This is a genomic window from Bradyrhizobium sp. 2TAF24, assembly GCF_052115025.1.
Classification (GTDB): domain Bacteria; phylum Pseudomonadota; class Alphaproteobacteria; order Rhizobiales; family Xanthobacteraceae; genus Bradyrhizobium_A.
This window is the reverse complement of record NZ_JBFRFW010000001.1, coordinates 282,316-303,852: the sequence shown is the minus strand read 5'-3', so window position 1 is coordinate 303,852 and position 21,537 is coordinate 282,316. Positions and strand designations below refer to the sequence as shown.

Below are 21,537 nucleotides of genomic sequence, written 5' to 3'. Positions count from 1 at the left end.
GTGCGGACATGGATCAGCCCGCTGTCGATGCAGAACAGCTGGCCGCGCAGGTGGCTGTGCCAGTCATACTCGCGCGTGCCCAGCCGGAAGGCGTCTGCCGGATCGGTCGAGCCCCACAGGGCGATCACGGCCGGCCCGTCCAGGCGGTCGGTCACGTCAGGTAAGATCATCTCTAGACTGGCCATTTCTCAACATTTATTGGCCAAATGCGGTTATCGCAATCGCGGAAGGGTTCGCTATCGCTGAAACGCCGGAACGGAACCGGCTGTGCTGATGATGGTGATCCGTTGGACAGGACCTCGTTTCAAAACCGCTTTCAGGGCGCTGGCCATGTGACGATCGTCGGCGCCGGACTTGGCGGTCTCTGCCTTGCGCACGGGCTGCAGCGGGCGGGCATTGCGTTCGACGTCTACGAGCGGGATGCCGCGCCCAACGCCCGGAGGCAGGGATATCGCCTCCGGATCAACGATGCCGGACAGCGCGCGCTGGCGCGCTGTCTGCCCGATGATCTGGCGCGGCTGTTTCGCGAGACGTGCGCCATCACCGACAGCGAGGGCCTGTTCTTCGATCCACAGCTCGTGCCGGTCACGGGACGTGCGGTCCGGACATGGCGGCCTTCGGTGGTCGCCGATCAGCCGGTGGCAGGACGCGGCGATGTATCCGCCGACCGTCTCACGTTGCGCGAGGTTCTGCTCTGCGGTCTGCAGGGGCGGGTCCATTTCGGCAAGTCGTTTCGCCACTTCGATCTGCACGACGACGGCAGGGTGGGGATCGCCTTCGACGACGGCACGCGGGCGTGCTCCGATATTCTCGTCGCCGCCGATGGCGTCCACTCGCAGGTTCGCGCCCAGCGCTGGCCGCATGTATGTCCGCCAGACACCGGAGCGGTTTGCATCTATGGAAAGACGCCGCTCTCGTCCGAGGTGTTGCAGCGTGTCGAGCCGCAACTGCGCCGCGGCACGTCGGTGGTGTTCGCGAGCGGCTTTGCACTCGTCGTCGATGCGATGCGTTTCCGGCCGCAAGCGGCGTTGGGACGTCGCTATCCACTGACGCCGATGGAGGACTATCTCTACTGGGCGTTCGTTGGACCGCGGGTTTGCTTTGGTTTCGACGAACGGGTCGATCCGCTGCCGGGAGGTCCGGCGCTCGGTGCGATCGTGGCCTGCATCACCTGCGACTGGCACCCTGCCTTGCGTGCGCTGTTCGAGGCGGTCGACCGCGCGACATTGGCGGTGATGCCGATCCGGCAAGCGGCGACACCGACACCATGGACGCCGGCGCCGGTCACGTTCCTCGGCGACGCCGTCCATGTGATGAGCCCGGCCGGCGGGTTCGGGGCCAACACGGCGCTCACGGATGCGGCGAGTCTGGCCGCCTGGCTGGCTGAGGCGGCGACCGGTCAGTTGTCGCCGCTCGCGGCTGTCGCAGCCTATGAGCAGGACATGCTGCGACGGGCCGCCACAGCCCTCGAATTCTCCCGACAGGGCGCACAGCGCCTGTTCTCGTCCCACTAGCATCACAGACTTCACAGGAGCCCGATCATGCTGCCCAACCCACAATCCTTCCGCGTCCACGATGTCCGCGCCTTTCCGGTGGTGCGGGTGCTGATCGGCGCCCAGGAGCCCGGTTACGCGCCGCAGTGGATCTGCGAGATGGATCTGTTGCTGGCGCTCGGCCGCCCCTTCGTCCTGCTGTTCGACGGCGATCGCGGCGAGGAGAGCCACGAGGACCGCAAACAGCGCGGCCAATGGCTGAAACGCAACAAGGATGCCCTGCAGGCAGTCTGCAAGGGCATGATCGGCATCGAGCCCGAAGCGCTGGCCCGCACTATCCTGCAGGCGCGTGCGGTGATCACGGCCAAGGCCTTCGGCATTCCCATGGAGGTTGTCGCGACCGCCGTGGAGGCCGAAGCGCGCGTGCGGGAACAGCTGAAAATACCGGTTTGAGGCAATTGGGGCCGTTTTGGACGCAAAACCGCCGAATTCTCGATTTCTGACGGTCCGGACTTGTCCCGGCCAGTTCAGTCTTGCATGAAGTGGATTCAGGATTCGTAAGGCTGCGCCGGCGTGGGGCCGGGGCCCGACGACAGCGAGAAACCACCATGAGACTGCCGCGCGAGATCGGCCCTATCCACTTCGTCGGGATCGGCGGCATCGGCATGAGCGGGATCGCCGAGGTGCTCGGCAACCTCGGCTACACGGTGCGCGGTTCCGACGTGGCGGAGAACGCCAACGTCAAGCGGCTGCGCGACAAGGGTATCGCAGTGACGGTCGGTCACGCGGCTGACAACGTCAACGGTGCCGGTGTCATGGTGGTGTCGTCGGCGATCAAGCGCGACAATCCGGAACTGATGGCGGCGCGTGCCCAGCGTGTTCCCGTGGTGCGCCGCGCCGAGATGCTGGCCGAGCTGATGCGGCTGAAGAGCTGCGTCGCGATCGCCGGCACCCATGGCAAGACCACCACCACCTCGATGGTGGCGACGCTGCTCGATGCCGGCAATCTCGACCCGACCGTGATCAACGGCGGCATCATCAACGCCTACGGCACCAACGCCCGGCTCGGCGACGGCGAGTGGATGGTGGTGGAAGCCGACGAGAGCGACGGCACCTTCCTCAAGCTGCCGGCCGACGTCGCCATCGTCACCAATGTCGATCCCGAACATCTCGACCACTTCAAGACCTTCGAGGCGGTGCAGGACGCGTTCCGCAACTTCGTCGAGAGCGTGCCGTTCTACGGCTTCGCGGTGATGTGCATCGATCATCCCGTGGTGCAGGCTCTCGTCGGCAAGATCGAGGACCGCCGCATCATCACCTATGGTGAGAATCCGCAGGCCGACGTGCGGTTGCTGGATCTCACTCCCGCGAATGGCGGCTCGCACTTCAAGGTATCGTTTCGCAACCGCAAGGGCGGCATGACCCACGAGATTGCCGATCTCGTGCTGCCGATGCCGGGGCGCCACAACGCCTCGAACGCCACCGCCGCCATCGCGGTTGCCCATGAGCTCGGGCTCCCGGACGATACCATCCGCAAGGCGCTCGCAGGCTTCGGCGGCGTGAAGCGCCGCTTCACCCGCACCGGCGAGTGGAACGGCGTCACCGTGATCGACGACTACGGCCATCATCCGGTGGAGATCGCCGCGGTGCTGAAGGCGGCGCGCGAGTCCACCGGCAACAAGGTGATCGCGGTGGTGCAGCCGCACCGCTACACCCGCCTGCAGTCGCTGTTCGAGGAGTTCTGTACCTGCTTCAACGACGCCGACACCGTCATCGTCGCGGACGTCTATCCGGCCGGCGAGGCGCCGATCCCGGGCATCGATCGCGAGCATTTCGTGCTGGGCTTGCGCGCGCACGGCCATCGCGAGGTGATCCCGCTCAAGGATCCGGTGCAACTCGCCGAAGTGGTGCGCGGCGTCGCCAAGCCCGGTGACTATGTGGTCTGCCTCGGCGCCGGCAACATCACCCAGTGGGCCTACGCGTTGCCGGCCGAGTTGACGGCGCTGGAGAGCGGCGCCTGATGTCGCAGGGGGCGAGCGGCTTTTCCGATCTGCTGCCGTCGCTGACCGCGGCGATGCCACAGCTGCGCGGCCGGCTGCTCGCCAACGAGCGCCTCGCGCCACTGACCTGGTTTCGCGTCGGCGGTCCGGCGCAGGTGCTGTTCACGCCGGCGGACGAGGACGATCTCGCCTATTTCCTGGCACGGCTGCCGTCCGACATTGCGGTCTATCCGATCGGCGTCGGTTCGAACCTGATCGTGCGGGACGGCGGCGTGCCCGGCGTGGTCATCCGCCTGTCGCCGCGCGGCTTCGGTGACATCAGCACGGACGGCGACACGCTGCGCGCCGGCACCGCCGCGCTCGACAAGCGCGTGGCTGAAGCGGCGGCTGCGGCCGGCATCGGCGGCCTCGAATTCTATTTCGGCATTCCCGGCTCGATCGGTGGTGCGCTGCGCATGAACGCCGGCGCCAACGGCGGCGAAACCAAGGACGTGCTGGTGGAGGCGCGTGGTGTCACGCGCGCCGGCGAGGTGCGCACCTTCGCCCATGCCGACATGAAGTTCAGCTATCGCAACAGCGGCGTCGAGGATGGCGTGATCTTCACCTCCGCGCTGTTCCGCGGCCGTCCGACGGATCCGGAGGCCATTCGCGCCCGGATGGCCGAGGTGCAGAATCATCGCGAGACGGCGCAGCCGATCCGCGAGAAGACCGGCGGCTCGACCTTCAAGAATCCTGACGGCCACAGCGCCTGGAAGCTGGTCGACGCGGCCGGCATGCGCGGCTTCCGTGTCGGCGGCGCGCAAGTGTCGGAGATGCACTGCAACTTCCTGATCAACACCGGCGATGCCACCGGGCAGGACATCGAGGCGCTGGGCGAAACCGTGCGGGCACGGGTCAAGGCGACGTCGGGTATCGACTTGCACTGGGAAATCAAGCGGATCGGAATCGACGGGGCGGCATGATGCGGACGACCATTCTCTTCGGCGGCACGAGCAAGGAATGCCTGGTGTCGGTGGCGTCCGCGCAGTCGCTGCACCGGGCATTGCCCGAGGCCGACCTGTGGTTTTGGGACGTCGACGATACGATCCATGCCGTTCAGTCGGCGCAGTTGCTGGCGCATGCGCGGCCGTTCGAGGAGCCGTTCGTGCCCGGTGGTCCAGGTGTTGCGTTGGCGCAGGCGCTCGATGCCGCGCGCGACGAGGATCGCGTGCTGGTGCTCGGCCTGCATGGCGGTCGCGCCGAGAACGGTGAACTGCAGGCGATGTGCGAGACCCGCGGCATCCCGTTCACCGGCTCCGGCTCGGCGTCGTCCCATCTCGCGTTCGACAAGGTGGCGGCCAAGCGCTTCGCTGCGATCGTCGGCGTGCCGGCGCCGACCAGCGTGGCGCTCGCGGACGCGGAGGAGGCGCTCGGCGAGCATGGCCGGTTGATCGCCAAGCCGGCGCGCGACGGCTCCAGCTATGGCCTGATCTTCGTCAATGCGGTCCAGGATCTGGTGTCGGTCCGCAACGCCGCCAAGGTCGAGGACTATGTGATCGAGCCGTTCATGAGCGGCATCGAGGCGACCTGCGGTGTGCTCGAGCAGTCGGACGGCTCGGTGAGGGCGCTGCCGCCGGTCGAAATCGTTCCGGCGGAGGGCAGCTTCGACTACACCGCCAAATACCTCGCCAAGTCGACCCAGGAAATCTGCCCGGGGCGGTTTGCGCCGGAGATCAGCGCGCAGATCATGGCGCGTGCGCTGACCATGCATAAGGCATTGTCCTGCCGTGGCTATTCCCGCTCCGACTTCATCGTGACCGGGCACGGGCCGGTGTATCTGGAGACCAACACGCTGCCTGGCCTGACTCAGGCCTCGCTCTACCCGAAGGCCCTCAAGGCCGAAGGGATCGCGTTCGCCGATTTCCTGAACGACCAGATCGCGCTGGCGGTGGACCAGCGGCGGCGGTAATCGGGGAAGGATCGCGGCCGCGGGTAGCCATCCGCGGGCGGCGGTCCGGTTCTCGCGCCGCAGTTCCGCCACGATGCTGCAAAGTGCTCATTTGGCAGATCAAAACGCATTCTGCCTGCAATCATTTTACGTTTTGTTTACCCAGAAATCCGAAGGTTAACGCTGGCGGCGCGTGGAGCGTTTGGCTGCCGGGGCGTGAGCCGTGCGGATTTCCGCGACGACCAGCGCATCATCGGGAGAGGGCCTGATCAGTCATGAGGCCGACACCCGGCCCGGCATGACCGAGACGTCACACGTGCCAGAGCCCGCAGCACTTGCGGGCGCAACAGTTGACGAGCTCGTGCAATGGATGGTGGAGGACGCCTCGCTCGGTCCCAGAGACAGCAGAGGCCTCAATCCGAAACGACGAAGACGACGGCGCGGCGGCCTGCGCCGCGGTCGTCGCGCGTCGCGAGCCGTCCGCCCCGCCCGAGCTATCGCGCGCCGGTGAACGACGAGGATATGCCGCGCTTTCTCGCGGCGCTGCAGCGCAGCCTGCCGCGGCGGTTCGGCTGGCTCGCGACCCTCCTGATCCTGCTGGCGGCGCTCGGTTTCGGCACGGTGAAGGGCAACCATGTCGAGGAAGTCGTCACGGCGCTGAGCGATACGCGCAACGCGGCCGCCAACGCGGTCGGCTTTCGCATCACCAACGTCGCCATTTCCGGTCGCAAGCAGCTGACCCAGGACGAGGTCCTGGCGATCGGCGGCGTCACCGGCCGCTCCTCGCTGCTGTTCCTCGATGCCGCCACCGTGCGCGATCGCCTCAAGGCGAGCCCCTGGATCGCCGATGCCACCGTGCTGAAGCTCTATCCCGGCCAGCTCCAGATCGAGATCACCGAGCGCAAGGCGTTTGCCCTGTGGCAGCAGGACGGCGCGCTGTCGGTGATTGCCGATGACGGCCAGATCCTGGAGCCGTGGGTGTCTCGCCGTTTCACCTCGCTTCCGCTGGTGGTGGGCAAGGGGGCAGGTCCGCGCGCCCGCGAGTTCCTGGCGCTGCTCGACCAGTATCCGCAGGTGCGCGCGGCCGTGAAGGCTGTCGTGCTGGTTGGCGAGCGGCGCTGGAATCTGCGGCTCGCCGACGGCCTCGATGTCCGCCTGCCGGAAACCAATCTCGAGCAGTCGCTGGCGCTGCTGTCGAAGCTCGACAAGGAAGACCGCCTGTTCTCGCGGGACATCACCGCGATCGATCTGCGGTTGCCGGACCGGATCACCGTGCGGCTGTCGGAGGACGCGGCGAAGGCGCGCGAAGATCTGGCCAAAGACAAAAAGCCGAAGCGCAAGGGCACCGACGCATGACCAGCCTCGACGGCACCTTGACCCCGAAAACCCGCGCGATGCCGGCGAACCGCACGGCGCTCGTCGCGGCGCTCGACATCGGCACCAGCAAGGTCGCCTGCCTGATCGCACGGCTGAAGCCGTGTCCGCCGAGTGATGCGTTGCGCGGGCGCACCCATGCCATCGAGCTGCTCGGCATCAGCCATGTCCAGTCGCTCGGCGTCAAAGCCGGCGCAGTGATCGATCTCGGCCAGTGCGAGCAGTCGGTGCGCCAGGCGGTGGCGGTCGCCGAGCGCATGGCCAAGGTGCGGGTCGAGTCCGTGCTGCTGTCGGTTTCCGCCGGCCGCCTGCAGGGCCAGCTGATCGAGGCTGCTTCCGATATCCGCGGCGGCACCGTGACACCGGCGGACGTCGGCCGCATCACCTCGACGGGCATGCGTCATGCGACCGGGACCGGCCGCACCGCGCTGCATGCGCTGCCGGTCGGCTACTCGCTCGACGGCGTGAAAGGCATCCGTGACCCGCGCGGCATGGTCGCGCGACAGTTCGGCGTCGACATGAACGTGGTGACGTCGGACGCCTCCGTCGCCAAGAACCTGATGCTGGTGGTCGAGCGCTGCCACCTCAATGTCGAGGCCATGGCGGCCAGTCCCTACCTCGCCGGTCTTTCGGTGCTGACCGACGACGAGGTCGACACCGGTGCGGCGATCGTCGACATGGGCGCGGGTACGACAACCATCGCGACCTATTCCACCGGCCGCTTTGTTCATGCCAGCGGATTTGCGCTCGGCGGGCAACACATCACCATGGATTTGGCCCGCGGACTCGGCGCCTGCATTGCAGATGCGGAGCGAATCAAGACTTTATATGGGACCGTGCTGACGGGTGGGTCCGACGCGCGTGAGCTGATGAGTGTGCCGGCGGCCGATGACCATGATCGGGATACGCCGCAGGTCGTGTCCCGGGCCACCATCGCCAACATCATTCGTCAGCGCGCCGAGGAGATTTTCGAGATGGTCAGGGACCGGTTGGCGGATTCCCCCTTTGCGGCCGAGCCTCGGGCGCGGGTGGTGCTGACCGGCGGCGCCTCGCTGCTCACCGGTATTCCGGAGCTCGCCAGTCAGATCCTCAAACGCCCGGTCCGCATCGGCCGGCCACTCGGCTTCGGGCGGCTGCCTGCGGAAGCCAAGAGCGCCTCGTTCGCGGTGCCGACCGGCCTGCTGGTCTATCCGCAGTTCGCTCACCTTGAGCATGTCGAGCCGCGGCATGTCCGCCAGCTCAAGACGGGGACTCATGGCAGCGGCTATTTCGGAAAGGTCGGGCAATGGCTTCGCGAGGGGTTCTGATGGTTCGGCACGGCACAGACTTCGTTTCATTCACCGCTTCGGTCCCGGGCGCCGGCCTGGACGGGCATTCCGCTACAACGCGCGCGTAATCGAGAGGCAAACATGACCATCAATCTCAACATCCCCGATATTCGCGAGCTGAAGCCGCGGATCACCGTGTTCGGCGTCGGTGGCGCTGGCGGCAATGCGGTCAACAACATGATCACTGCCGGGTTGGTGGGGGTCGATTTCGTGGTCGCCAACACCGACGCGCAGGCGCTGACGATGTCCAAGGCCGAGCGCATCATCCAGATGGGCACCCAGGTGACCCAGGGTCTCGGCGCCGGATCGCAGCCGGAGGTCGGCGCGGCCGCTGCCCAGGAGTGCATCGACGAGATTCGTGACCACCTCTCGGGCGCCAACATGGTGTTCGTCACGGGCGGCATGGGCGGCGGCACCGGCACCGGCGCCGCGCCTGTGATCGCCAAGACCGCGCGCGAGATGGGCATCCTGACGGTCGGCGTCGTGACCAAGCCGTTCCACTTCGAAGGTGGCCGCCGCATGCGCACCGCCGAAGCCGGCATTGCCGAGCTGCACAAGGTGGTCGATACGTTGCTGATCATCCCGAACCAGAACCTGTTCCGGGTCGCCAACGAGAAGACGACCTTCGCCGACGCCTTCGCAATGGCCGACCAGGTGCTGTACTCGGGCGTTGCCTGCATCACCGACCTGATGGTCAAGGAAGGCCTGATCAACCTCGACTTCGCCGACGTCCGCGCTGTGATGCGCGAGATGGGCAAGGCGATGATGGGCACCGGCGAATCCTCCGGCGAGAAGCGCGCGCTCACCGCCGCGGAGGCTGCGATCGCCAACCCGCTGATCGACGATTCGTCGATGAAGGGTGCGCGTGGCCTCCTGATCTCGATCACCGGCGGCAAGGACCTCACGCTGTTCGAGGTCGACGAGGCGGCGACCCGTATCCGCGAGGAGGTCGACCAGGACGCCAACATCATCGTCGGCGCGACGTTCGACGAATCGCTCGACGGCATCATCCGCGTGTCGGTGGTGGCCACCGGCATCGATCAAACCGCCACCGCGCGTCTGACCGGCGCGCAGCCGAGCCAGCCGAGCGCCGGCGGTGCGCCGGACAGCCGCCTTGCCGACCTGACGGCCCGCCTCAAGGCAGACAACCAGCGGATGGCCGAGCGGCTGAAGCAGGAAGCGCCCCGTCCGGCCGCTGCCGTCGCGCCTGCTCAGGCGCCGCGTCCGGCTGCGGACAACATCGACCGCGCCGCGCTTGCAGCCATTGCCGCAGCCGTCGGTCCGGAACAGGCCGAAGCTCAGGTGCAGCCGGCCGCTTATGGCGACGTGATGGTCCGTCCGATCCAGCCGAAGCCGTCGGTGTTCCCTGACACCGCCCCCGCGACGGTGCAGATGAACGAGCCGGCCCTGCCGAGCACCTTCATCCCGCCGGCTGCCGAGCGGGCACCGGTTCGCGCTCCGCGGATGCCGAAGTTCGAGGAACTGCCGATGCCGGCGCAGAACCAGATCCGCCAGGCCAGCAGCGACGTCGAGGAGGAGCATCCGCAGAAGACCCGCCTGTCGCTGCTGCAGCGTCTCGCCAATGTCGGCCTCGGCCGCCGTGAGGACGACAGCGAGCCGCCGGTCGCCGCGCGCTCGGCCGCCCCGCAGATGCCGCCGCTGCCGGAGCGCAAGCCGCAGCGTCCGATCCCGCAGGCCGGTGCCGGCGAGCCGGTGTCCGAATATGCCCGCCGTCCGGCGCCGCAGGGGCTCGACCCGCATGGCCGTCCAGCGCCGATGCCGCAGGGAGATGACCATCTCGACATTCCCGCGTTCCTGCGTCGCCAGGCCAATTGAGGCCTGTAACAATCGATCACAACGTCAAAGTCCCGGCCGCAAGGCCGGGATTTTTGTTTACCGCCGGACGCCTTGGTAAATTCTTTGTAAGAATTTGAAAGATAAGGGAAAAAATGAACGTTAGTGGGTTGCCGAACGGCGTTGAATTTGGTTAACGGGCGGCGCAAATGCGGCGGAGTTGGGGTAACAATCGGTAAAAAACCGTGACTGGCGCGACTCCGCGCGAAGAGTATGGTGACCAGGACTTGGGGATCGCCCTGAATCAGATCGCTGACGTTCATTGGGGAAAGTCGGCGGGGGAAGCTGGTTCGGGCGAGACAGTAGCGGGCAGTACTTGGATGAAATTCAGCCGGCAAACGACGCTTCGTTCGCACGTCACTGTGACGGGCGTGGGTGTTCATTCGGGCTCTGCCGTCAAGCTCTCTCTCGGACCTGCGGATGTCGATGCAGGTTTTGTTTTTGTCCGCACCGATCGTGAAGGACCGGGCCGCAAGGTCAGCGCCGAGGCCGGCGCCGTCGTCGCCACCGAGCTCGCCACCGTTCTCGGCACTGCGGAAGGTCCGCTGGTTTCCACCGCTGAGCATGTGCTGGCCGCGCTGCGCGGCATGGGTGTGGACAACGCCACCATTGAGGTCGACGGACCGGAAGTGCCGATCATGGACGGCAGCGCTGCGCCGTTCGTTGCCGCCATCGACCGTGCCGGCACCCGCGAACAATCCGCGCCGCGCCGTTTTATCGAAGTCTTGAAGCCGGTGCAGGTGTCGCGCGGTGAATCGTTCGGCGAACTCCGCCCCTATGTCGGCGGCTTCCGCGCCGAAGTGGAAATCTGCTTCGCCAATTCGCTGATCGGCCGTCAGAGCTTTCATTTCGACCTGAGCCCGGAGGGCTTCCGCCGCGAGATCGCCCGTGCCCGCACCTTCGGTTGCATGGACGACGTCGAGCAGCTGCTCAAGGCTGGCTATGCCCGCGGCGCTTCGCTGGACAACTCCGTGGTGTTCTCTACTGACCGCCTGCTCAATCCGGAAGGTCTGCGCTACGTCGACGAATGTGTCCGCCACAAGGTGCTCGACGTCGTCGGTGACCTCGCGCTGGCCGGACTGCCGCTGATCGGCCTCTATCGTTCGGTGCGGGGCGGCCATCGTCTCAATCACGCCGTCCTCAGCGCCCTGATGGCCGATCGCAGTGCCTGGCGGGTGGTCGAGGCCGAGCCGGTGGTTCGTCGCGCCGCGCGTGGCCATGCTGAGGTGATTGGCGGCCTCCTGGGCGGCATGGTTCCGGTCTACGGGCCGGACGTATCCTGAGCGGCACGGCCTGCGAAGCCTGACAGATCAAGCGCTTGCACCCGGCGTTGGCGCCGGTGGACCGCTATGGCGGTTATGCAACGGCCCGCCAACCTTGGGGCCGATCGGCGCCTTCGCCTTAATCCCGGCGGAATGTCTGCCTAGTCGGTTGGTTCAGGCAGGTTTTTCAACTACATAAGCGTGCGCTCAGGTTGCGACGAACGCGGGTGGTCGGTAAACGACTGCAGCCTTCGAGGGGATGCAGTAACCTGAAGATGAGAGCGCGCGCTCTCGGGGTCTTCAGTCAGGGGTCAGCAGGTCGGTCACGCGGATGATGGAACAGCGCAACGTGTCGTCTCTTCGCGGCCTCAGCCGCCGCCGGTCGGGGCGCTATCTGGCCCGAGTTGCCGGTCTCCTGGTGCTGGCCTCCACGCTCGGCGGTTGCGGCAGCGGCGCGATCTGGGACAAGTATTTCGCCAAGGAAGAGACCTTCACCGAGGAGCCGGCGGACAAGCTCTACAACGAGGGCCTGTACCTTCTGAACGAGAAGAAGGACATCAAGGGCGCCAACAAGAAGTTCGAAGAGGTCGATCGGCAGCATCCGTATTCGACGTGGGCGCGCAAGTCGCTGCTGATGTCGGCCTACGCCGCCTATGAGAACGGCGATTATGACACCGCGATCGGCTCGGCCTCGCGCTACATCAGCCTGCATCCCGGCACGTCGGACGCCGCCTACGCCCAATACCTGATCGCCGCCTCGCATTACGACCAGATTCCGGACATCAGCCGTGACCAGGGCCGCACCGAAAAGGCGCTCAATGCGCTGGAAGAGGTGGTGCGCAAGTATCCGGATTCCGAATACGCCACCTCCGCTCGCAAGAAGCTCGAGGGCGCCCGCGACCAGCTCGCCGGCAAGGAAATGGCGATCGGCCGCTATTATCTCGAAAAGCGCGACTACACCGCCGCGATCAACCGCTTCAAGCTGGTCGTGACCCAGTACCAGACCACGCGGCATGTCGAGGAGGCGCTGGCGCGCCTGACCGAGTGCTACATGACGATCGGTGTCGTCGGCGAGGCGCAGACCGCCGCCGCCGTGCTTGGCCACAACTTTCCTGACAGCAAGTGGTACAAAGACGCGTACAATCTAGTAAAGTCCGGCGGCCTCGAACCAAACGAGAACAAAGAGTCCTACATCAGCAAGGCCTTCAGGGCCGCGAAGAAGTGGGGCCTCGGATAGGAATTTCCCTGCGATGCTGGCGCGCCTGTCGATCCGCGACATCGTCCTGATCGAGCGGCTGGACATCGATTTCGCCCGCGGCCTTGCTGTGCTGACTGGCGAGACCGGTGCCGGCAAGTCCATTCTTCTCGATGCCTTTGCGCTGGCGCTCGGCGGGCGCGGCGATGCCGACCTCGTCCGTCAGGGCGTGGAGCAGGGGCAGGTCACCGCGGTGTTCGATGTGCCGAAGGGCCATCCCGCGGCGCGCATTCTCAGCGAAAACGGTCTCGACGACAGYGGCGAGATGATCTTGCGGCGGGTCCAGCTCGCCGACGGGCGGACGCGCGCGTTCCTCAATGACCAGGCCATCAGCGTGCAGACCCTGAAAGCGGTCGGCGCCGCGCTGGTCGAGATCCACGGCCAGCACGACGAGCGTGCACTGGTCGATGCCTCCACCCATCGCCGGCTGCTTGACGCTTTTGCGGGCCTCGACAAGGACGTTGCTGCGCTGGAAGTGTTGTGGACGGCGCGGCGGACCGCCCGCACCGCGCTGGATGAGCACCGTGCCGGGATGGAACGCGCCGCGCGCGAGGCTGACTATCTACGCCACGCCTCCGACGAGCTGCGCACCCTGCGCCCGCAGCCGGGCGAGGAGACCTCGCTCGCGGAGCGCCGCACAGCCATGATGCAGGGGGAAAAGATCGCCGAGGATCTGCGCGAGGCGCAGGAGGCCGTCGGCGGCAACCAGTCGCCGGTCGCGAGCCTCGCCGCTGCCGTGCGCCGCCTGGAGCGTCGCGCGGCCAACTCGCCGAAGCTGGTCGAACCGGCGGTCCGGGCCATCGACGTCGCGATCAATGCGCTCGAGGAGGCCGACCAGCATCTCAATGCGGCGCTCAGGGCGATCGACTTCGATCCTGGCGAGCTCGAGCGCATCGAGGAGCGCTTGTTCGCGCTGCGCGCGGCCGCCCGCAAGTATTCGACCCCGGTCGATGATCTCGCCGCGCTGGCCGAGCGCTATGCCGCCGACATGGCGTTGATCGACGCCGGTGCAGCGCGGCTCAAGGTCCTGGAGAAGCAGGCCCTTGAAGCCGACCAAGCTTATGACGCCGCGGCTGTAAAACTGTCGGCGGCGCGGACCAAGGCCGCCGAGAAGCTCAACAAGGCGGTCAATGCCGAACTGGCACCGCTCAAGCTCGAGCGCGCCAAGTTCATGACGCAGGTCGACAGCGACGCCAAGGCGCCCGGTCCGCAGGGCATCGACCGCGTCGAGTTCTGGGTGCAGACCAACCCGGGCACCCGGCCCGGACCGATGATGAAGGTCGCCTCGGGCGGCGAGCTGTCGCGCTTCCTGCTCGCGCTCAAGGTGGTGCTGTCGGACCGCGGCTCGGCGCCGACGCTGGTGTTCGACGAGATCGACACCGGCGTAGGCGGCGCGGTGGCGGACGCCATCGGCGCCCGTCTGGCGCGCCTCGCCGGCAAGGTGCAGGTGATGGCCGTGACCCACGCACCGCAGGTCGCCGCGCGCGCCGACCAGCACCTCCTGATCTCCAAGGACACGCGCGACAAGGGCAAGCGGGTCGCGACCTCGGTCGCCACGCTGATGAGCGAGCACCGCCGCGAGGAGATTGCCCGGATGCTGGCCGGTGCCGAGATCACCGCCGAAGCCCGCGCCGCCGCGGACCGGCTGTTGAAGGCGGCGACGGCTTAGCCGGGACGCCGGCAGCCTGCCGGTCGTTCGATATGGTCTGCTCCTCATGGTGAGGAGACGCGTTAGCGTCATCTCGAACCATGAGGCCACGTGCCGGCTCTCTCGGCCTCATCCTTCGAGACGCCCGCTTCGCGGGCTCCCCAGGATGAGGTATGAACGGCGGAGTCGGAGTTTCGGCCAACGTCCTGCTTTCCCTCATCGCCAACCTTTTTCAGCCATGACCTCCACGCCCAGCAAGCCCACCAAGGCCAAACCCGCCAAGCGCCGCACCAACAAGGACGTCGCTGTCGAACATCTGACCCAGGCGCAGGCCAAGGCCGAGCTGGTGCGGCTGGCGCTGGAGATCTCGGCTCACGACAAGCGCTACTTCCAGGACGACGCGCCGACCGTTTCGGATGCGGAGTATGATGCGCTGCGCCGTCGCAGCGATGCCATCGAGGCACGTTTCCCCGATCTGCTGACGGCGGAATCGCCGTCACAGCGGGTGGGCGCGCAACCGGCCGGACGCTTCGCCAAGGTGCGTCATGCGGTGCCGATGCTGTCGCTCGGCAATGCTTTCAGCGACGAGGATGTCGCCGATTTCATCGAGCGCGTGCAGCGCTTCCTCAAGCTCGATGAAATCCCGGCGATCGTCGCCGAGCCCAAGATCGACGGTCTGTCGCTGTCGCTGCGCTATGAAGGCGGCCGGCTCGTCACGGCGGCGACCCGCGGCGACGGCTTCGAGGGGGAGGACGTCACCGCCAATGTCCGCACCATCGCCGATATCCCGCATGTGCTGAAAGGCAAGGCCGTGCCGGCGGTCTGCGAGATCCGCGGCGAAGTCTACATGACCACGAAGGACTTTCTTGCACTCAATAGGAAGCAGGCGGAGATCGGCGACACCGTGTTCGCCAATCCCCGAAATTCGGCCGCCGGCTCGCTGCGTCAGAAGGACCCGTCGATCACCGCGTCGCGGCCGCTGAAATTCTTTGCCTATACCTGGGGCGAGATCAGCGGCGAGAGGCCGGAGGCGACGCAGTTCGGCATGGTCAAATGGATGGCCAAGACCGGATTCGTCACCAACCCGCGCACCACGCTGTGCCGCAGTGTCGACGAGGCGCTGGCGTTCTATCGCGGCATCGGCGCCGAGCGTGCCGATCTCGGTTATGACATCGACGGCGTCGTCTACAAGGTCGACCGGCTCGACTGGCAGGACCGCCTTGGCTTCGTATCGCGTAGCCCGCGCTGGGCGATCGCGCACAAGTTCGCGGCCGAGCAGGCGACCACCGAGCTCGAGGCCATCGATATCCAGGTCGGTCGCACCGGCGCGCTCACGCCCGTCGCGCGGCTGAAACCGGTGACGGTCGGCGGCGTGGTGGTGTCCAACGCGACGCTGCACAACGAGGACTACATCAACGGCATCGGCAATGACGGCGAGCCGATCCGTGACGGTGTCGACATCCGGGTCGGCGATACCGTGGTGGTGCAGCGCGCCGGCGACGTGATCCCGCAGGTCGTCAGCGTGGTGCTGGACAAGCGGCCGAAGGACGCCAAGCCCTACAAGTTTCCACATGTCTGCCCGGTGTGCGGCAGCCATGCGGTACGTGAAGAGGACGAGGCAGTGCGGCGCTGCACCGGCGTACTGATCTGCCCGGCGCAGGCCGTGGAGCGGCTCAAGCACTTCGTGTCCCGCAATGCGTTCGACATCGAGGGTTTCGGCGACAAGCAGGTGCAGGAGTTCTATGCCGACGGCCTGGTGAAGTCGGCGGCTGATATCTTCACGCTGGAAAAGCGTGACGCGCAGTCGAAGAGCAAGCTCACCGCGCGCGAAGGCTACGGTGAAGTGTCGGTGCGCAACCTGTTCAGCGCCATCAACGAGCGCCGGCGGATCGAGCTGCATCGCCTGATCTTCGCGCTCGGCATCCGCCATGTCGGCGAGGGCAATGCCAAGCTGCTGGCGCGCCACTACGGCACCATCGAGGCGTTCCGCGGCGCCATGCTGGCGGCAGGGGAAGGGCACGACAGCGAGGCGTACAAGGACCTCAACGACATCGAAGGTGTCGGCGAGGTGGTCGCGGATGCTGTAGTGGAATTCTTCGCCGAGCCGCGCAACATGGCGGCGCTCGACGACCTGCTCAGCGAAATCGAGGTGCAGCCGGCGGAGCAGGCGCGCACCGACACGGCGATCGCCGGCAAGACGGTGGTGTTCACGGGGACGCTGACCAAGTTCACCCGCGACGAGGCCAAGGCCTCCGCGGAGCGGCTCGGCGCCAAGGTCGCGGGCTCGGTGTCGAAGAAGACCGACTATGTCGTGGCCGGCGAGAGTGCCGGCTCCAAGCTGGACAAGGCGCGGGAGCTCGGCGTGAACGTCCTGACCGAGGACGAGTGGCTGGCGCTGATCGAGGCGCGCTGAGATCCTGTGCCCACCGGTGCGCCGCGCTCAGATCACCGCGGCGTCCTGCTCCTCGGCCTCGATCATGGCGTCGGTGCTGACGAACGCGTTGCGGCGCGGCACCAGGCAGACGATTGCCGCGGCGCAGGCCGACGACAGCGCCAGGATTGCGATGTTGAGCGGCAGTGGCGTCAGGAAATGGCCGCCGAGATAGGCGCCGAGCTGTGAACACAGCGCACCAAACCCCATCTGCAGAAAGCCCATCGCACCGGACGCTGTGCCGGCGGCCTGGGGCCGCACGCTGATCGCGCCGGCGGAGGCGTTGGACATCGCGAACGCATTGCCAAACATCACGATCATATGGGTGCCGAACAGCCAGGCGGGCTGCGAGTTCCAGCCGATCAGGCCCCAGCCTGCGTTGAGCAGCGAGCCCGTGAGCTGGATGGTGAGGCCGAGCCAGATCATGCGGTCGAGGCCATGGCGAGGCGACAGCCGCACCGACGCCAGGTTGCCGAGCATGTAGGCGAAGCCGGCGGTAGCGAACCACGCGCCGTACTCAGTTGCGGAGCGTCCCATGTGGTTGATCACGAGGTACGGGCCGCCACCGGCGAAGGTGAAAATGATCGACGACGCCAGCATCTGGCACAGCACATAGCCCATGAAGGCGCGGCTCGCGGACAACGCGCGCACGTCGCGCAGGAAGCCGCTGTCGGCGCTCGGCAGCTCGAAACGGCGGGTCTCGGGCAAGGCGGCGAACAGCGCGACCACGAACAGCGTGGTGACGATCGCGAGCACGATGAAGATCGCCCGCCAGCCGAACCAGGCGTCGAGCACGCCGCCGGCGAGTGGGCTCAGCATCTGCGCGATCATCATCACCGCGATCACCAGGCTGATCATGCCGGCGACGCGGCTGCGGTCGTAGATGTCGCGGATGATGGCGCGGCTGATCACCATGCCGGCCGCGCCGCCGAGCGCCTGCAGGAAACGGCCGGCAATCAGCTGCGGCAGGGTCTGGGCGAACGCGCAGCCGATGTTGGCGACGACGACGAGAGTGAAGCAGCCGACCAGCACGGGGCGCCGGCCAAAGCGGTCCGACAGCGGTCCCATCACCAGTTGCGACAGCGCCAATCCGACCATGTAGAACGACACGGTCATCTGCGCCACGGAGATGTCGCGGCCGAACATGGTGGCGAGCTGCGGCAGCATCGGCACCAGCATATAAAGCGAGATGGGGGCGAGACCGTTCATCGCCACCAGCAGGACCAGCGTCATCGGGGTGGCCCGCCGGCCGGAAGCCGCCGCGGTATGGCCGGTCATCTCCACCACGTGGGGGATTGCTCGCTCAGGCGGGCCTCTTTTCTGCGTCGAGGCGCTTGTTGATGTCGCTTAGGCCTTCAGCGGCTGCGTCGCCGCATCCAGCCAAGTACGGGTTGCATCATCGAGAGCCCCGCGCAACGTGTCACGGACGCGGGTGTGGTATGCGTCAATCCATTGGATGTCGTCGGCGCTCATGGCGGCCGGGTCGATCAAGCGGCGGTCGATCGGCGCCAGTGTCAAAGCCTCGAAGCCGTTCATTGCCTTCTCCGCGCCGGGCGGGGCTACAGCAACCACCAGTTCCAGGTTCTCGATGCGGATGCCGTAGGCGTCCGCCTTGTAGTAGCCGGGCTCGTTGGACAGAATCATGCCGCGCTTCAGCGGCGTGGTGCCGAGCTTGGAAATCCGTGCGGGGCCCTCGTGCACCGACAGGTAGCTGCCGACGCCATGGCCGGTGCCGTGCTCGAAGTCGAGGCCGGCCTGCCACAGGTACTGGCGCGCGAAGGCATCGATCTGGGCGCCGCTGGTGCCGTCGGGAAACACCGCACGGGCGATCGCGATGTGGCCGCGCAGCACGCGGGTGAAGCGGTCGCGCATCTCGGCTGTCGGCGTGCCGACCGCGATGGTGCGGGTGACGTCGGTGGTGCCGTCCTCGTACTGCGCACCGGAATCGATCAGCAAGAGGTCGCCGAGGGCGATGCGGCGGTTGCTCTTGCGGGTAACGCGGTAATGCACGATGGCGCCGTTCGGTCCGGTGCCGGCGATGGTCGGGAACGAGACGTCCTTCAGGGCGCCGGTCTCGCGGCGGAAGGTTTCGAGCGCCTCGACCGTGTCGATCTCGGTGAGCGCGCCGGTCGGCGCCTCGCGGTCGATCCAGGCGAGGAAACGCGCGAGCGCGACGCCGTCGCGCACATGGGCGGTGCGGGTGCCGGCAATCTCCGCTGCATTCTTGACCGCCTTGAGCAGGGCGGTGGGATCGGCGCCGCGCGACGGCTTGCCGCCTGCGCCGGTAATCAGGCGGCTCAGGGCATCGGCCGCGGTCGCGGTATCGAGGCCGATCGTCGCGCCGCTGCCCGCGAGATCCGTGAGCCGCTGCACCAATGCCTCGGGCGCGACGACGTCGGCGTTTTCCTCGAGATGATGACGCACGCTGTTCGACAGCTTGCGGCTGTCGAGGAAGATCACCGGCCGGCCGTTCTTCGGCAGCAGGGCGTAGGACAGCGGCAGCGGCGTGTGCGCCACATCCGCGCCGCGGATATTGAACGTCCAGGCGACCGCATGGGAATCCGACAGCACCAGCGCATCGAGGCGGCCGCGGGCAAGCTCGGCGCGGATGCGCGCAAGCTTGTCGGCCGCCGCTTCGCCGGCGAGGGCTGCCGGATGGATGCTGACCTGGCCGAGCGGCGGTCCAGGGCGTTCGGTCCACACCGCGTCGAGCGGATTGCCCTCGACCGCGACCAGCTCGGCGCCGGCGCGGCTGCACGCCACGGCCAGCCGCTCGGCCGCGGCGGTGGTGTGCAGCCAGGGGTCGAAGCCGAGGCGATCGCCGGCGGCGAGATGGGTTTCCAGCCATTTCTCCGGTGGCGGCTCGACCAGCGATTCGATCGTCCAGGCGGTGGTGTCGACCTGCTTTGCTGCCTGGAGGGTGTAGCGCCCGTCGACGAACACCGCGGCCTTGTTGGTCAGCACGGCAGCGAGCCCAGCAGAACCGGTGAAGCCGGTGAGCCATGCCAGCCGCTCGTCGGCGGGTGGGACATATTCGTTCTGCTGCTGGTCGGCGCGGGGAATTACGAAGCCAGTGAGGCCGCGGCGGATCAGCTCCTCGCGGAACGCGGCGAGGCGAGCGGTGAGGGCGACGCCGCCCTCGGGATCTTCGAACGTCTGGAAGTGCGCTTCGAACATGGGACGACCTTAGGGGAGGGAACTGGGAGCGGCAACGCGCGGCTTCGCCGAGGGCGGTTGCGGAAAACTTTTACCTATCGTCCACCTGACATCTTGCAGTCATGCAGCTGTGCATGCCAGACTTCGGTCGTGCTGCAGCGCAATTCGACCATAAAAAGGCGGCACGACGGGGAAAACGTTTCGGGAGTGTTTCAACCTCAATGAAGAGGGGTCACACCGATGCCTGCCTTTTCTTTCGAGAAGATTTCGCCTCCGCCCCGTCGCGATCCTGTTCCCGTGAGCGGCCCTGTCGCGCCATCCAAGCCAGCGCGGGGCCTGATCGTCCAGATGCTTGACCGCCTCACCGAGGTCCGCCTGCGCCGGGCGGGGGTAGACATCAGGAAAGGGCAGGCCAGCAAGGATCAGGGCTGAACGACACCGGGCGTTTGGTCCGCCTCGTCCTCGACGTCCATCGCCCCTCAACCGGTCCCCTTGGCGCGGCCAATTTGAAGCGACGCAGCGTTCCATTTCGAATCAAGGCTTGCGCAGCAGCAGGCTGCTCCAGCCGTCGAGCTGCAGCCGCTTGACCAGGACGAGATCGTTGCCGCGGTAGGCCGAAACGACGCTGTTGGCCTGGTGCGGCAGCAGTCCCGACAGAATCACATAAGCACCTGGCGCCAGATGCCGTGACATTGGCGTCGCGAGCCGCCGCAGCGGGTTCGCGAGGATATTCGCCAGCACCAGATCGAACGGGGCGCGGCTGCGGATGTCGGGTGACGAAAATCCCGGAGCGTGCAAGGCAGTCACCAGGTGGCCGACGCCATTCAGGCGGGCGTTTTCCCGGGCCACAACTGCCGAGCGCCAGTCGATGTCGCTGGCGAGAATCGGGTGCCGCTGCGCCTTCGCGGCGGCGATCGCCAGCACGCCGGTGCCGGTGCCGAGATCGAGCACCCGCCGCGGCCATTTCGAACGCAGCACCTCGTCCAGCAGCAGCAGGCAGCCGCGCGTGGTGCCGTGGTGACCGGTGCCGAACGCGAGTGCGGCCTCGATCTCGATCCCGATCCGGTTGAGCGGAACCCGGGCGCGGTCGTGCTGGCCGTGGACGATGAAGCGGCCGGCCACGACCGGCGCGAGCCCTTCGAGGCTGGCCTTGACCCAGTCGCGGGTCTCCACCGTGTCGAACACGATGGCGTCCGCGCTCGCCTTGTCCGCGGCGAGTTCCACCAGCGCCCGCACTGCCGCCTCGTCCGGCTTTTCTGCGAAGTACAGTGTAACGTCCCAGCGGCCATCCGGGCGCTCGAACGCGGCGATGGCGGCCTCGTTGTTGTCGAAGCTCTCCGCAAGCACGTCCACAACCCGATTGGCGCTGCGCTCGTCCGCCATGGCGAAGCTGGCGCGGGTGGCGGGCGGTGCGGTGACGGAGTCGGTCTGGGGCGAATTCATCAGATGTCCAAGAGAGTTAGGAGTGCAAGCGCACAGCTTTTCGACAGGCTGTCAACAGCATGTGCATAGCCTGCCGACGCCGTCATGCACAGCTTGTCCACAAAGGTGCGGACAGCTTGTCCACTCTCGTTCCACAAGTAATCCACAGGGTTGTCAACAGCCTCTGTACAGGCAGCCAGGTGATCCGCGAGCGCTCTGGGGGCCGTCGCCGGACCTGGATCTCGGTCGGCCGGATGGCGAGCCCCCGGGGGCCTGCGTCGTATAACTGTAATACAGCATCATTAGCGTCCCGCCGACCATTGCTCAGGCGGGATGCGGTGCGGCGATGTCGGTTTCGCATCGTCAGGCGCGCCACCCGGCACTCAG

General features: G+C 66.8%; 16 protein-coding genes and 2 pseudogenes. 15 read left to right on the top strand and 3 right to left on the bottom strand.

Annotated features, from left to right (window positions below):
* Positions 1 to 206 precede the first annotated feature (206 nt).
* From AB4Z37_RS01300 to ligA, 14 genes and pseudogenes are all read left to right on the top strand, one after another.
* A pseudogene (locus tag AB4Z37_RS01300) lies at positions 207 to 389 on the top strand (hypothetical protein); the annotation flags it as partial.
* A gap of 537 nt (positions 390 to 926) precedes the next feature.
* Entirely contained in the window at positions 927 to 1,514 is a 588-nt protein-coding gene (locus AB4Z37_RS01295; RefSeq protein ID WP_441515235.1) for an FAD-dependent oxidoreductase, read from the top strand.
* A gap of 27 nt (positions 1,515 to 1,541) precedes the next feature.
* Positions 1,542 to 1,946 (top strand): hypothetical protein, encoded by a 405-nt coding sequence (locus AB4Z37_RS01290; protein WP_441514864.1) that lies wholly within the window; start codon positions 1,542 to 1,544, stop codon positions 1,944 to 1,946.
* Between the two features lie 155 nt (positions 1,947 to 2,101).
* Positions 2,102 to 3,514 (top strand): UDP-N-acetylmuramate--L-alanine ligase, encoded by a 1,413-nt coding sequence (gene murC / locus AB4Z37_RS01285; protein WP_441514863.1) that lies wholly within the window; start codon positions 2,102 to 2,104, stop codon positions 3,512 to 3,514.
* Entirely contained in the window at positions 3,514 to 4,455 is a 942-nt protein-coding gene (murB, locus tag AB4Z37_RS01280; RefSeq protein WP_441514862.1) for a UDP-N-acetylmuramate dehydrogenase, read from the top strand. Before murC ends, murB begins: the two co-directional genes overlap by 1 nt.
* Positions 4,455 to 5,441 carry a D-alanine--D-alanine ligase family protein gene (locus tag AB4Z37_RS01275; RefSeq protein ID WP_441515234.1) on the top strand — a complete coding sequence of 329 codons (987 nt, stop codon included), beginning with the start codon at positions 4,455 to 4,457 and terminating at the stop codon, positions 5,439 to 5,441. Before murB ends, AB4Z37_RS01275 begins: the two co-directional genes overlap by 1 nt.
* A gap of 78 nt (positions 5,442 to 5,519) precedes the next feature.
* A pseudogene (locus AB4Z37_RS01270) lies at positions 5,520 to 5,811 on the top strand (D-alanine--D-alanine ligase); the annotation flags it as partial.
* The gene (locus AB4Z37_RS01265) at positions 5,787 to 6,776 is read left to right on the top strand and encodes a cell division protein FtsQ/DivIB (protein ID WP_441514861.1); all 990 of its coding nucleotides are present in this window, start codon (positions 5,787 to 5,789) and stop codon (positions 6,774 to 6,776) included. The pseudogene AB4Z37_RS01270 and the gene AB4Z37_RS01265, both read left to right, overlap by 25 nt.
* Positions 6,773 to 8,101 (top strand): cell division protein FtsA, encoded by a 1,329-nt coding sequence (gene ftsA / locus AB4Z37_RS01260; RefSeq protein WP_441514860.1) that lies wholly within the window; start codon positions 6,773 to 6,775, stop codon positions 8,099 to 8,101. Before AB4Z37_RS01265 ends, ftsA begins: the two co-directional genes overlap by 4 nt.
* A gap of 102 nt (positions 8,102 to 8,203) precedes the next feature.
* Positions 8,204 to 9,958, top strand: coding sequence for a cell division protein FtsZ (ftsZ, locus tag AB4Z37_RS01255; protein WP_441514859.1), 1,755 nt, complete (start codon positions 8,204 to 8,206; stop codon positions 9,956 to 9,958).
* Between the two features lie 338 nt (positions 9,959 to 10,296).
* On the top strand, positions 10,297 to 11,259 hold the full coding sequence (gene lpxC, locus AB4Z37_RS01250) for a UDP-3-O-acyl-N-acetylglucosamine deacetylase (RefSeq protein WP_441514858.1): 963 nt from the start codon (positions 10,297 to 10,299) through the stop codon (positions 11,257 to 11,259).
* Between the two features lie 310 nt (positions 11,260 to 11,569).
* Complete coding sequence (locus tag AB4Z37_RS01245) at positions 11,570 to 12,475, top strand: outer membrane protein assembly factor BamD (protein WP_441514857.1); 906 nt, start codon at positions 11,570 to 11,572, stop codon at positions 12,473 to 12,475.
* A 13-nt stretch (positions 12,476 to 12,488) separates the two neighbouring features.
* Positions 12,489 to 14,162, top strand: a complete 1,674-nt coding sequence (recN, locus tag AB4Z37_RS01240; RefSeq protein ID WP_441514856.1) for a DNA repair protein RecN — start codon at positions 12,489 to 12,491, stop codon at positions 14,160 to 14,162.
* A 217-nt stretch (positions 14,163 to 14,379) separates the two neighbouring features.
* The gene (gene ligA / locus AB4Z37_RS01235; protein ID WP_441514855.1) at positions 14,380 to 16,554 is read left to right on the top strand and encodes an NAD-dependent DNA ligase LigA; all 2,175 of its coding nucleotides are present in this window, start codon (positions 14,380 to 14,382) and stop codon (positions 16,552 to 16,554) included.
* 27 nt (positions 16,555 to 16,581) lie between these two features.
* On the opposite strand, the gene AB4Z37_RS01230 is transcribed toward ligA, so the two are convergent.
* Both AB4Z37_RS01230 and AB4Z37_RS01225 read right to left on the bottom strand, forming a co-directional pair.
* A complete protein-coding gene (locus tag AB4Z37_RS01230; protein ID WP_441514854.1) occupies positions 16,582 to 17,850 on the bottom strand; it encodes a multidrug effflux MFS transporter in 1,269 nt (422 codons plus the stop codon).
* A 69-nt stretch (positions 17,851 to 17,919) separates the two neighbouring features.
* Positions 17,920 to 19,749 (bottom strand): aminopeptidase P family protein, encoded by a 1,830-nt coding sequence (locus tag AB4Z37_RS01225; RefSeq protein WP_441514853.1) that lies wholly within the window; start codon positions 19,747 to 19,749, stop codon positions 17,920 to 17,922.
* A 219-nt stretch (positions 19,750 to 19,968) separates the two neighbouring features.
* On the opposite strand from AB4Z37_RS01225, the gene AB4Z37_RS01220 reads away from it, so the two are divergent.
* A complete protein-coding gene (locus tag AB4Z37_RS01220; protein ID WP_441514852.1) occupies positions 19,969 to 20,160 on the top strand; it encodes a hypothetical protein in 192 nt (63 codons plus the stop codon).
* A gap of 102 nt (positions 20,161 to 20,262) precedes the next feature.
* On the opposite strand, the gene AB4Z37_RS01215 is transcribed toward AB4Z37_RS01220, so the two are convergent.
* The gene (locus AB4Z37_RS01215) at positions 20,263 to 21,171 is read right to left on the bottom strand and encodes a 50S ribosomal protein L11 methyltransferase (protein WP_441514851.1); all 909 of its coding nucleotides are present in this window, start codon (positions 21,169 to 21,171) and stop codon (positions 20,263 to 20,265) included.
* Positions 21,172 to 21,537: the final 366 nt, after the last annotated feature.